Raw genomic sequence first — 12,330 nt, forward strand, 5'->3', positions numbered from 1 at the left:
GAGCAAATCTCTTATAAAGCCGCCGCCTCGCGCAGTGCGTCGGCTTTGTCGGTACGCTCCCAAGGGAAGGCGGTGAAGGTTTCTTTCTGCGCTTCGCCCTTGTCGTTTATCCAGGTGTAGCTGTGCTCAAACGGGGCACGACCGAAGTGACCATAGGCTGCGGTCAATTGATACATCGGGTGCAGCAGGTCGAGCATCTTGGTAATCGCGTAAGGGCGCAGGTCAAAGTGCTCGCGTACCAGGTCTACGATCAGCGTATCGCTGATCTTGCCGGTGCCGAAGGTGTCGATCGATACCGAGGTCGGCTCGGCAACACCAATGGCATAGGACACCTGGATTTCACACTTGTCGGCAAGCCCTGCAGCAACCACGTTCTTGGCCACGTAGCGACCGGCGTAGGCGGCACTACGGTCGACCTTGGACGGGTCTTTGCCGGAGAAAGCGCCGCCGCCATGACGCGCCATGCCGCCGTAGGTATCGACGATGATCTTGCGCCCGGTCAGCCCGCAGTCGCCCACCGGGCCGCCAATCACGAACTTGCCGGTCGGGTTGATGTGGTATTGGGTCTTGTCGTCGAGCCATTCGGCGGGAATCACCTGCTCGATGATCTCGCGTTTGACCATCTTGCGCAGGTCTTCCTGGTCGATATCCGGATCGTGCTGGGTCGAGAGCACCACCGCATCGACACCGCAGGGCTGTCCACGATCGTCGTAGCGGAACGTCACCTGGCTCTTGGCATCCGGGCGCAGCCACGGCAGGAGACCGTTTTTACGCAGCTCGGCCTGACGCTCCACCAACCGGTGCGAGTAATGGATCGGGGCGGGCATGAACGAATCGGTTTCGTTGGTGGCGTAGCCGAACATCAGGCCCTGGTCGCCGGCGCCCTGATCTTCAGGCTTGCTGCGGTCAACGCCCTGGGCAATGTCGACGCTCTGCTTGCCGATCAGGTTGACCACGCCGCACGTGGCGCCGTCGAAACCAACGTCGGACGAGGTATAGCCAATTTCGGTGATCACTTCACGCACCAGGGTTTCGAGATCCACCCAGGCATTCGTGCTGATTTCACCGGCAATGATCGCGACCCCGGTCTTTACCATGGTTTCACAGGCCACGCGCGCCTGCTTGTCCCGGGCGATAATAGCGTCTAGCACCGCGTCGGAAATCTGGTCGGCAATTTTATCGGGGTGCCCTTCGGAGACGGACTCGGAGGTAAACAGGGAATATTCGCTCATCGCGCACTCGACCCTCTGTATGACGGCTGCGCTCGAACCGCAGCATCAGCAGGAAATCATGGCAGGTAGACCCTGCCCGTATTTAAAGAAGCGATACTGGCGCTTCGGGGGGCAGAGTTTACACGCTGTCGGGAGTTCTTCCCAGAACGCAGCCGCCAGAATTTGCCGCCGCCGGGGAAGTCAGCGACAATAGGCGCCTTCATTATTTCCGTTTTCAGGCGAGGAGCACCCCATGCCGTCCCGTTTTGAGCTGGCTAACGCCATTCGCGCCCTATCCATGGATGCCGTCCAGAAGGCCAAGTCAGGCCATCCCGGCGCCCCAATGGGCATGGCGGATATTGCCGAGGTGCTGTGGAATGACTACCTCAAGCACAACCCCGAAGACCCCAAATGGGCCGACCGCGATCGGTTCGTGCTGTCAAACGGTCACGGGTCCATGCTGCTCTACTCGCTGCTGCACCTGACCGGCTACGAGCTTAGCCTGGAACAGCTGCAGAATTTCCGTCAGCTGCACTCGCCCACTGCCGGCCACCCGGAATACGGCTACGCGCCGGGGATTGAGACCACCACGGGTCCGCTTGGCCAAGGGTTCGCCAACGCCGTCGGTTTTGCGATCGCCGAAAAAACCCTGGCCGCACAGTTCAACCGCCCCGGGCATGCCATCGTCGACCACCATACCTGGTGCTTCCTGGGCGACGGCTGCCTGATGGAAGGCATCTCCCACGAGGCCGCCTCACTGGCGGGCACCCAGCAGTTGGGCAAGCTGATTGCGCTGTACGACGACAACGGCATTTCCATCGACGGCGAAGTGGAAGGCTGGTTCACCGACGATACCGCCAAGCGCTTTGAAGCCTACGGCTGGCACGTGGTGCCGAACGTCGACGGCCACAAGCCCGAGGAAATCAAGGCGGCCATCGAGCTCGCCAAGAGCCAGGATGACAAGCCCAGCCTGATCATCTGCAAAACCGTGATCGGTTTCGGCGCGCCCAACAAGCAGGGCAAGGAAGAAGCCCACGGCGCACCGCTGGGCGATGACGAAGTCGCCGCCGCGCGCAAGCAGCTTGACTGGCCCCACGCGCCTTTCCACGTACCCGAGCCCATTTATTCGGCCTGGGACGCGCGTGAAGCCGGCAAACAGCGCCAGCAGGACTGGGAGGCCCGCTTCAGTCGCTACGCGGACGCCTTCCCCGCCGAAGCCCGGGAATTTACCCGCCGCATGAAGGCGCAGTTGCCGGCCGAGTTGCCCACCGAAGCCTTGATCGAACAGGCCCAGGAAAAAGGCGACAGTATTCCGTCGCGCAAGGCCTCGTTTGAAGCGCTCAACGTCATCGGCCCGCAAATGCCCGAACTGCTGGGCGGCAGCGCCGACCTGGCCCCCTCCAACCTGACCTTCTGGAAAGGCGCCAAGGCCATTACGCCAGACGATGCCAACGGCAACTACTTGCACTACGGCGTGCGCGAATTCGGCATGGGGGCCGTCATGAACGGCATCGGCCTGCATGGCGGCTTTGTACCGTACGGTGCCACCTTCCTGATTTTCATGGAATATATGCGCAATGCCGTGCGTATGGCCGCTCTCATGGGCCAGCAGGCGATCTATGTATTCACCCATGATTCCATTGGTCTGGGCGAAGATGGCCCCACTCACCAGCCGGTGGAACAGCTCACCAGCCTGCGTACCACGCCGAACCTGAACACCTGGCGGCCCTGCGACGCGGTGGAAACTGCCGCTGCCTGGGATGCCGCGATCAAACGTCACTCCGGCCCCACCGCCCTGGTGTTCTCGCGCCAGAACCTGCCCCATCAGCCGCGCACCAAAGCACAGCTGGCGGCGATCCAGAACGGCGCCTACGTGCTCAAGGACAGCGACGACACCCCGGAGCTGATTCTGATCGCCACGGGCTCAGAGGTGGGACTGGCGATGGATGCCGCCGCCGAGCTCGAGCAGCAGGGCAAGGCCGTGCGCGTGGTGTCCATGCCCTCGGCCTACCGTTTTAACGGCCAGGATGCTGACTACCGTGAAAGCGTACTGCCCAAGGCAGTCACCAAGCGTATCGCCATCGAAGCCGGCCATGCGGACTACTGGTACAAGTACGTGGGCCTTGAAGGCCGCGTGATTGGCATGACGACCTTTGGCGAGTCCGCCCCGGCGGGGGATCTGTTCAAACACTTTGGTTTTACCGTCGAGAACGTGGTCAAGCAGGCCAATGAGCTACTTGGTTAACCACAGACAAGCGCTTTCATGCCCGCGCTAACCGGCTTGTTATGGCTGATTGGCTACTGGCTGGTCGGCGAGGTGGTCATCTACCTCTCCGGCCTGCCCGTTTCCTCTGGGGTGGTAGGCATGCTGTTATTGTGCGCCACCCTGGCGGTGATCGGCCGCGTGCCCGACAGCCTTGCCGCCGCCGCCCAACCGCTTATCGCCCTTCTGGCCATGCTCATCATGCCTGGCGTCGTCGGCGTGTTCTTTATCCTCGATGAACTGGCCGGTCAGTGGCTGGCCATTCTGGTAGCGCTGCTGCTGGGCACGCTACTCAGCGTGGTCACGACACTCTGGCTGTTGAAACGCCTCATGGGGTCTCATGCCCACTAGCCTGCTGTCGACGCTGACCGCAACGCCGCTGTTTGCCGTGGGGCTGACGCTGGCGGCTTATCTGCTGGGCAACGCCTTGTTCAGCCGCCTCAGACAACCCGCCTGGCTGCCCGCGATATTAATCGCCGCGCTGTTGCTGGCGGCCATGCTGACGGTACTTGGACTGCCCTATGAAGCCTACCAGGAAGGCGCCGTCTGGCTGACGATACTGTTGGGTCCGGCAACGGTGGCGTTGGGCATGCCGCTCTATCAGCAACTGCCGCGTATCCGCGCGCTCTGGCGCCCATTAGCGGTGTGCCTACCCATCGCGGCGGCGCTTGCCGCCTGTTATGCCCTGGGCATTGCCTGGCTGATGGGCAGCCCTGGGCAAATACTGGCCTCCATTGCCGCCAAGTCGGTTACCGCCCCCATTGCCATCGGCATTACCGAACAGCTGGGTGGCAACGTAGCGTTATTGATGGGCGCTCTGCTGGTCACGGGGGTCGCGACGATTCCCTTCGTAAGCCTGGCCGCGCGGCTATTGAACATCGACGACGAGCGCATTATCGGTTTCGCGCTGGGCCTCAATGGCCACGCCATCGGCACCGTTCGGGCGTTTGAGTTAAGCCCCACCGCGGGTGCCTTTGCCTCCTTGGGCATGAGCCTCACCGGCATCTTTACCGCCCTCCTCCTGCCGCTCGCCTGGCGGCTGGTCGGCATGGGCAGTGGATAAGCATCGCCTGCTGAAATACGTTATCATCGCGCCTACTTTCGCGCCCACTGTGGCCCAGCTTCACTTTTCAAGAGCCGCCTCGCGACATGGCTAACACCACAAGGTATCGCATCGCTATCAACGGGTACGGACGCATTGGCCAATGCGTCCTGCGCGCATTGATCGAGCGCAGCCACCATGACATCGAGGTGGTAGCGATCAACGAGCTGTCTGACCTGGCGACCATTACCTACCTGACCCGATACGACACCACCCACGGCCGCTTCCCTGGCGAGGTGGATAACGACGGCGAGGCGCTGTTGATCAATGACCAGCGCATTCATGTGCTCTGCGAGCCAGATCCCCAGGCACTACCCTGGGCGGCGCTGGATATCGACCTGGTGCTGGAATGCTCGGGTAGCTTCAAGGATCGTAGCACCGCCGAGCAGCACCTGGCGGCCGGTGCGAAGCGCCTGCTGTTTTCCCAACCCGCCGAAAGCGATGTCGACGCCACCATTGTCTGGGGCATTAACGAAGACGAGCTGACCCGCTCGTCACGCATTCTTTCGGCCGCTTCTTGCACCACCAACTGCCTGGTTCCGCTGCTCACCGTTCTGGATCAGGCGCTGGGCCTTGAGCACGGGGTCACCACCACGATCCACTCGGCGATGAATGACCAGCCGGTGATCGATGCCTACCATCAAACCGATCTGCGCCTGACACGCTCCGCGATGCAGTCCATCGTACCCGTGGATACCGGGCTCGCTCTGGGCATTAGCCGCTTGATGCCCCGCCTTGTCGGACGCTTTGAATGCCTGCACGTACGCGTGCCCACGATCAACGTATCGGCCATGGACGCCGCCCTGACTGTGCGTCAGGACACGGATGCCGACCAGGTCAACCGGCTACTGTATGACGCCAGCCAACACCGCTTGGCCGGCGTGCTGGGCTATACCGAAGCGCCCATGGCATCGATTGATTTTAATCACGACCCGCGCTCTGGCATCCTAGACGCCACGCAGACGCGGGTGGCCGGCAAACGCCTGGTCAAGCTGCTGTGCTGGTTTGATAATGAATGGGGGTTCGCCAACCGGATGCTGGATATCACGCAGCGGCTGGCGGCCTTGACGGCTGACGACAACGCCCGCTAGACATGCCGGGCCGCACCACGACTTTTCATCTGCTTGAACACGAGGAAACACTCACATGAACGTGCAAAAAATGACCGACCTGCCCTTGGAAGGGCAACGCGTCCTGATTCGTGAAGACCTCAACGTACCGATCAAGCACGGGCGTGTTTCCAGCGATGCGCGTCTGCGGGCGGCGCTACCAAGCATTCAGGCCGCCGCCAAGGCCGGCGCGAAAGTATTGCTGATGAGCCATCTGGGGCGCCCGACGGAAGGTGAGCCCGCCGACGAGTTTTCACTGGCGCCCGTCGCTGCGCATCTCGGCGAACTGCTGGGCCGGCCGGTTGAGCTGATCAGCGACTATCTCGACCGTGCGCCCACGCTTGCCAACGGCGAGGTGGCCCTGCTGGAAAACGTCCGTTTCAACACCGGCGAGAAGAAAGACGACGAGCAGCTAGCCAGGCAGTACGCCGCGCTGTGCGATATCTTCGTGATGGACGCTTTCGGAACGGCGCACCGCGCCCAGGCATCGACCCATGGCGTTGCGCGCTTTGCGGCCAAGGCCTGCGCCGGCCCGCTGCTTGCCCAGGAGCTGGAAGCGCTTGAAAAGGCCCTCGCTCACCCTGCGCGGCCGATGACCGCGATTGTCGGCGGCTCCAAGGTCTCGACCAAGCTAGACGTGCTGACCGCCCTCTCTGAAAAATGCGACCAGTTGATTGTCGGTGGCGGGATCGCCAACACCTTTATCGCCGCCGCCGGTTACAATGTGGGTAAGTCGCTGCATGAGGCGGAACTGATCGGCCAGGCCAAAGCGCTGATGGATAAGGTCGCCATCCCGCTACCCACCGATGTCGTGGTGGCCACCGAGTTTTCGGAATCCGCCGATGCCGTGGTCAAACCCGTGGATCAGGTGGCGGATAATGAAATGATCCTGGATATCGGCCCTGATACCGCCGCGCACCTGGCCAACCTGCTGAAAGATGCCGGCACGATTCTCTGGAATGGCCCGGTCGGCGTGTTTGAAATTGACCAGTTTGGCAAGGGCACCGAGGTCATCTCGCACGCCATTGCCGACAGCAGCGCTTTCTCCATCGCCGGGGGCGGTGATACGTTGGCGGCCATTGATAAATACGCCATCGCCGATCGTGTTTCGTACATCTCAACCGGCGGCGGTGCCTTTCTCGAGTACGTTGAGGGTAAGCAGTTGCCTGCCGTCGCCGCGCTCGAAGCGGCCGCACAGCGTGGTTAATCGTTAACCTCTCGAACCCAATGCTCACTATATCCGTTTACCCTGCTAACCCGTCTAGACAACACAGATAAGGTAACCCCATGGCTTTGATCAGCATGCGCCAAATGCTCGACCACGCTGCCGAATACGGCTACGGCATTCCGGCGTTCAACGTCAACAACCTGGAGCAGATGCGCGCCATCATGGAAGCGGCCGATGTCACCGACTCGCCGGTCATCGTGCAGGCCTCCGCCGGGGCTCGCAAGTACGCAGGCGCGCCTTTCTTGCGCCACCTGATTCTCGCGGCCGTTGAAGAGTTTCCGCATATCCCCGTTGTCATGCATCAGGATCACGGCACCAGCCCGGCGGTCTGCCAGCGCTCTATTCAGCTTGGCTTCTCCTCGGTGATGATGGACGGCTCGTTGGGAGAAGACGGCAAGACGCCGACGGATTACGCGTACAACGTCGACGTGACGCGTCGCGCTGTCGATATGGCCCACGCCTGCGGCGTGTCCGTCGAAGGCGAGCTGGGCTGCCTGGGCAGTCTGGAAACCGGCATGGCCGGAGAGGAAGACGGCATTGGCGCCGAAGGCAAGCTCGGTATGGAACAGCTGCTCACTGACCCGGAAGAAGCCGCCGAGTTCGTCAAGGCCACCCACGTGGACGCGCTGGCGATTGCCATCGGTACCAGCCACGGTGCTTACAAGTTCACCCAGCCACCGACGGGGGATACGCTGTCGATCCAGCGTATCAAGGAAATCCACGCGCGCATTCCCGACACTCACCTGGTGATGCACGGCTCGTCTTCCGTGCCCCAGGAGTGGCTGGATGTCATCAACCAGCATGGCGGCCAGATCCCTGAAACCTACGGGGTGCCCGTCGAAGAGATCGTTGAGGGCATCAAGCACGGCGTGCGCAAGGTCAACATCGATACCGACCTGCGTCTGGCCTCTACCGGGGCGGTGCGTCGCTTCCTGTCAGAGAATCCATCAGAATTCGATCCGCGTAAATTCCTCAAGGAAACGGTATCGGCCATGCGCGAGCTGTGTATTGCGCGTTATGAGGCCTTTGGCACCGCAGGCAACGCCAGCAAGATCAAGCCAATCAGCCTGGAAGCCATGTACCAGCGCTACGAGCGTGGCGAGCTGGCGCCCAAGGTAAAATAACGTCAGCGACATCATGGCTAGCGGTACCAACCAAAAAAGACGGCCAACTTGGCCGTCTTTTTTATGGGTGCTTATTTTAACGTGGTACTTACTCCTCGTCTTCGGAGACAGTATCGCTGTCTTCGCTTTCTCCATTATCCGCATTCGCATCACCGGAACCGCCCGTACCCGCTGATGTTTCTTCATTTTCTTCCTCACCCTCGGCACCGTTACGCTCGGACTCAGAGACATCGCTGCTGCGGTCTTCCTCGTCCCGCTTCACAGCGCCTTCCTTAATGCCATATTCTTCCTCGAGCGCTTGGTCGTCGAGAGGCTCGTGCTCGTGTTCGTCTGCCGTTGCCGTACCGCTGATGGCCAGCATGGCGGCAGCAAACGCAAATGGTATGATCCAGGGGGTTAATCGCATCGTCACGGTCTCCTTATTGTGATAGTACAGCTTAGCACGTCATTTCGCGCCTCGCGCTTTGACGATAAAACGCAAACATGCCGCTCAATAAACGGTAAAAAACGGCATGCTAGTCACATGTTTTAGGTCAATCTGAATCAGCACACGGTAACAGGCAAGCAAAAAATTACAGAACACTGTTCACAAAAGCGCTAAAATCTCGTTCAATAACCATGTGGTCTATTCGTTCTGTCACTGCAGCTGCCATGTCACTGCAAGGAAATCTCATGCCGCTCCCACTATTGTTATTTGATTGCGATGGCACCCTGGTCGATAGTGAACCGCTGCTTGCCGACGAGATGTCGACAGGGCTGAACAGCGTGGGGCTGCCTTTTCTGCCGTCTGATTATCTGGGTGAGTTTCGCGGCACGCGTTTTCGTAACATCGTGGCCCAGCTTCAGGCTCGCCATGGAGACGTCTCCAACGACCGACTGGACAGCATGGAAACCACCATGCGTGCCAACCTGGCCAGGCGACTGGCCCAGGAATTGACGACGATTCCCGGTGCCAAAGAGGCGCTTCAGCAGTTATCCGCCTATCCCAGCGCCGTGGTGTCCAACGGCCCGGAAGGCAAGATCCGCACCGTACTCAAGGCAACCGGCCTCGACCACTATTTTGCCGAGCGCCTTTTCAGCGGTTACACCGCCAACTGCTGGAAGCCCGAGCCCTGTCTGCACCTCCATGCAGCGAGTATCATGGGGTTCAGCGCCGCTCACTGTATCGCCATTGACGACGCTTTGGTGGGCGTGCGCGCGGCACTCGACGCAGGGATGAGAGTCATTCATTTGAATCGTTTTCCTGATGCCGAGACGACGCCGGAGAACGCCATCATGATCAGCAGTATGTTTCAGCTACCTGCCGTCGTCCGGCAGCTAAGCCAGGAAGTCAGTCCGGCGGCCGAACCTTATTACTCTGAAGGGAAATAACGTCATGGCTTCATTACGCGACCAGCTGGGTGGATTGGTTTATTCCACTGAAAAGGGCGACACCTGCCCCGCTTGCCGTGAATCGCTTGACGCTTGTCGCTGCGACGCCGATAGCGAGCAGGCACGCATTGCCGCGCTGGACGGGGTCGTGCGCATTCGACGCGAAACCAGTGGCCGGAAAGGCAAGGGCGTTACCACGGTGAGCGGTATCCCCCTGACGACGGCAGAACTCAAAACGCTCGCCAAGGATCTTAAAAAGCGTTGTGGCACGGGTGGCGCGGTGAAAGACGGCATCATTGAAATACAGGGTGACCATCGCGACAGCCTGAAACAGGCCCTCACCGCACGCGGCTATCAGGTCAAACTGGCGGGTGGCTAATCCAATCTCCTGCAGGACGAACCTATACTGCGTCGTCACCTGCACTAGGGTATTGAAATGATCTGGCTCGAATATTTGCTCCCGCTGATTTTTCTCTTACCCATGGCCGCAATGGGGGGCATCGTCCTGGCGCTGCGCAGCCTCCACGATGCCCGCGTGCAGTCGCCTTTCGATACGCCGTTACGCGAACCCGGCCAGGCGTTGCGCCACCGCCTGGATCAGGCCTTTTCGAGCCTGTTTCTCAATGGCGCGTTAGGCCCCCTGGTGAGTCTTGCACCACTTGTCTACGGCATGGGTCGAATGCTGTTTGTCGATCGCCAGGACTGGGTCGAGTGGGCGCTTTATGGCTTGCTTAGCACGCTGCTGGTGCTGGCCTTTTCCTTGCTGTTGGTGCGCGACTATCAACGCATTCGTCGACTGAAGCTGGGTCTGGCCTGTGAGCTTGCGGTGGGGCAAGAGCTTGAACGGCTGATTCGCCCCGATGCGCATCCCTACTATGTGTTTCACGATGTGCCAACGGACAGCTTCACGATTGACCATGTAGTGGTCACGCCACATGGCGTTTTTGTCGTCGAAACCCGGGCACGTACGGTTCCCATCAGCCATGTTGGGTCTGAGCAGAATGTCGTCGCCGTTGAACGCGAGCGTCTTCGTTTTCCCTATTGGCAAGAGCGTCGTCCCTTGCACAAAACCCGGCAAGGCGTAAATTGGCTCAGTCAGTGGCTGGAGCAGCGCTGCGGCGTGCCCGTGCCCGTGCGCGGTGTGCTGGTGCTGCCTGGCTGGGAAATCGATACCGATGACGCCGCCCCCGATATCCTGGTGGTCAGCGGCAACGCGCTCTCAAAACAGTTGACCGAACTGACCCCAGGCCAGCTCAGCGACCCGATCCACGACAAGATCATCAACACCCTGCTTGAGCGTGCCAAGCTGATGGAGTTGACTCACCTGCGTCAGCCGTCGGTATAACGCCCTAGTCGCCCCGCAGACGTCCGCCCATCTCCTGAGCCAGATCGACGGCGTAATGGTCGGTCATGCCGCCGATAAAATCGAGCATGCGCCGGTAGCTGTCGTAAAGCGGCCAGGAGACCAGGGGCGTATTCTCGCCGATCAGTGCCAGAACCCGCTGATGCTTGAAAGAGCTATGCCCGGTGTGGTGAAGTTCGTGAGCCGCACCGATAAAGGCTTCAAGCAATATGCCCAGGGTGGTGTAAGCGCCGATTTCCAGCTTGGCCTTTCGCTCGTTCTGGAAAATCCGCTCGCGAGCCAACTGCTTCGCCGCCTTGACGCCCCAGCCTAAATCCGGATGACACAGTTCAAGCAGATCGTCCTTGAGCGTGCCGTTAAGCAGGGCCTGTTCATGCTGTACGAACACGGCCCCCACATCGTTGACGGCACGCTCCATGGCCGCACCGCGCAGCAGTGCGATGCGACGGCGCTGGGAAACGTTGTGCGCTTGCATCTCAGCGTACTCGGGCGGGAATTCACCGGCAATCTGGCGTAACACCTCGACCACTTCTTCGTAGCGCAGAATGCCCATTTCCAGACCGTCTTCCAGATCCAGCAGGGCATAGCAGATATCATCAGCCGCTTCCACCAGCCAGGCCAGAGGGTGCCGGCACCAGCGTTGCTCACCCTGGGGCAAAAGCCCCACGGCGTCGGCCACTTCCTTGAGCAGCGCCTGCTCTGACTGATAAGCCCCGAACTTGCCCGCTCGCCCGCCATAGCGAACGGTCCAGGGATATTTAAGCAGCGCCCCCAGCGTGGCGGCTGATAGACGCATACCGCCATTGAACTGGTTATATTCAATCTGGGTGATCACGCGAAAGCCTTGCGCGTTGCCCTCGTAGGTAAGCAGGTCGTCGCGTTCCGCGTCGGACAAGCCATCCAGCAAGCCGCTGCCTTGGGCACGTCGAAACCAGTCGCGAATGGCATACTCACCGGCGTGTCCAAAAGGAGGGTTACCGATGTCGTGTCCCAGACAGGCAGTTTGCACTATGACACCCAGATCCGCCGGCGTAATCCACGCCGGTAACCGGTTACGGAGAAGCTCGCCGACGATCATCCCCAGGGAGCGGCCCACACAGCCGACTTCCAGCGAATGGGTCAAACGGGTATGAATGTGATCGTTTTCTGTAAGCGGATGCACCTGCGTCTTGCGACCAAGGCGCCGAAAGGAACCGGAAAAGACGATGCGGTCGTGATCTTTGTGAAACGGGCTGCGGCCAATTTCGCGGGTGCTTACTGAACGTTGGTCGTGGAGCCGTTTAGGGGAAAGTAACTGTTCCCAGCGCATTTGTGTCATGACGTTCCTCCTTGAGAGCCGCATTCTGACACAAAAATCAGCCAGATAAATAAACAAACCTGTAAGGATAGCGTGTGTGCAGTGTGCCCGAGGCTTTCCTTCCGCCCAAACAAAAAACCCAGCCGATTGGCTGGGTTTTCTGCGGTATAGGTGCCTGACGATGACCTACTCTCGCATGGGGAGACCCCACACTACCATCGGCGCGAAGCGGTTTCACTGCTGAGTTCGGCAAGGGATCAGG

General features: G+C 60.2%; 12 protein-coding genes and 1 rRNA gene. 9 read left to right on the plus strand and 4 right to left on the minus strand.

The window, feature by feature from the left end; all coding sequences use genetic code 11:
• Nucleotides 1–11: 11 nt before the first annotated feature.
• Nucleotides 12–1,232 (minus strand): methionine adenosyltransferase, encoded by a 1,221-nt coding sequence (gene metK, locus QC815_RS16885; RefSeq protein WP_230448513.1) that lies wholly within the window; start codon nt 1,230–1,232, stop codon nt 12–14.
• A gap of 232 nt (nt 1,233–1,464) precedes the next feature.
• Here metK and tkt point away from each other — a divergent pair, with 232 nt between their 5' ends.
• The 6 genes from tkt to fba all read left to right on the plus strand — a co-directional run bounded on the left by tkt (nt 1,465) and on the right by fba (nt 8,037).
• A complete protein-coding gene (gene tkt, locus QC815_RS16890) occupies nt 1,465–3,456 on the plus strand; it encodes a transketolase (RefSeq protein WP_230448514.1) in 1,992 nt (663 codons plus the stop codon).
• A gap of 18 nt (nt 3,457–3,474) precedes the next feature.
• Nucleotides 3,475–3,825 (plus strand): CidA/LrgA family protein, encoded by a 351-nt coding sequence (locus QC815_RS16895; protein ID WP_230448515.1) that lies wholly within the window; start codon nt 3,475–3,477, stop codon nt 3,823–3,825.
• Entirely contained in the window at nt 3,815–4,537 is a 723-nt protein-coding gene (locus tag QC815_RS16900) for an LrgB family protein (RefSeq protein WP_230448516.1), read from the plus strand. Before QC815_RS16895 ends, QC815_RS16900 begins: the two co-directional genes overlap by 11 nt.
• Nucleotides 4,538–4,623: 86 nt before the next feature.
• Nucleotides 4,624–5,667, plus strand: a complete 1,044-nt coding sequence (locus QC815_RS16905; protein ID WP_230448517.1) for a type I glyceraldehyde-3-phosphate dehydrogenase — start codon at nt 4,624–4,626, stop codon at nt 5,665–5,667.
• Nucleotides 5,668–5,722: 55 nt separating this feature from the next.
• Complete coding sequence (locus tag QC815_RS16910; protein WP_230448518.1) at nt 5,723–6,892, plus strand: phosphoglycerate kinase; 1,170 nt, start codon at nt 5,723–5,725, stop codon at nt 6,890–6,892.
• A gap of 80 nt (nt 6,893–6,972) precedes the next feature.
• Complete coding sequence (gene fba / locus QC815_RS16915; RefSeq protein ID WP_230448519.1) at nt 6,973–8,037, plus strand: class II fructose-bisphosphate aldolase; 1,065 nt, start codon at nt 6,973–6,975, stop codon at nt 8,035–8,037.
• 88 nt (nt 8,038–8,125) lie between these two features.
• Here the strand turns inward: fba and QC815_RS16920 are convergent, their stop codons facing one another.
• Nucleotides 8,126–8,443 (minus strand): hypothetical protein, encoded by a 318-nt coding sequence (locus QC815_RS16920; RefSeq protein WP_310541181.1) that lies wholly within the window; start codon nt 8,441–8,443, stop codon nt 8,126–8,128.
• 266 nt (nt 8,444–8,709) lie between these two features.
• Between QC815_RS16920 and QC815_RS16925 the strand changes: the two genes are divergently transcribed.
• The 3 genes from QC815_RS16925 to QC815_RS16935 are packed head-to-tail and all read left to right on the plus strand — an operon-like array spanning nt 8,710 to nt 10,753.
• The gene (locus QC815_RS16925; protein WP_310541183.1) at nt 8,710–9,408 is read left to right on the plus strand and encodes an HAD-IA family hydrolase; all 699 of its coding nucleotides are present in this window, start codon (nt 8,710–8,712) and stop codon (nt 9,406–9,408) included.
• Between the two features lie 4 nt (nt 9,409–9,412).
• Nucleotides 9,413–9,787, plus strand: a complete 375-nt coding sequence (locus QC815_RS16930) for a translation initiation factor Sui1 (protein WP_230448522.1) — start codon at nt 9,413–9,415, stop codon at nt 9,785–9,787.
• A 57-nt stretch (nt 9,788–9,844) separates the two neighbouring features.
• Nucleotides 9,845–10,753, plus strand: a complete 909-nt coding sequence (locus QC815_RS16935) for a nuclease-related domain-containing protein (protein ID WP_230448523.1) — start codon at nt 9,845–9,847, stop codon at nt 10,751–10,753.
• 4 nt (nt 10,754–10,757) lie between these two features.
• On the opposite strand, the gene QC815_RS16940 is transcribed toward QC815_RS16935, so the two are convergent.
• Together QC815_RS16940 and rrf are read right to left on the minus strand one after the other, a co-directional pair.
• Nucleotides 10,758–12,089, minus strand: a complete 1,332-nt coding sequence (locus tag QC815_RS16940) for a deoxyguanosinetriphosphate triphosphohydrolase (RefSeq protein ID WP_310541185.1) — start codon at nt 12,087–12,089, stop codon at nt 10,758–10,760.
• A 152-nt stretch (nt 12,090–12,241) separates the two neighbouring features.
• Nucleotides 12,242–12,330: ribosomal RNA gene (gene rrf, locus QC815_RS16945) — 5S ribosomal RNA — on the minus strand; the annotation flags it as partial.

It is taken from the genome of Vreelandella gomseomensis (genome assembly GCF_031451645.1).
In the GTDB taxonomy this organism is placed as follows: Bacteria; Pseudomonadota; Gammaproteobacteria; order Pseudomonadales; family Halomonadaceae; genus Vreelandella; species Vreelandella gomseomensis.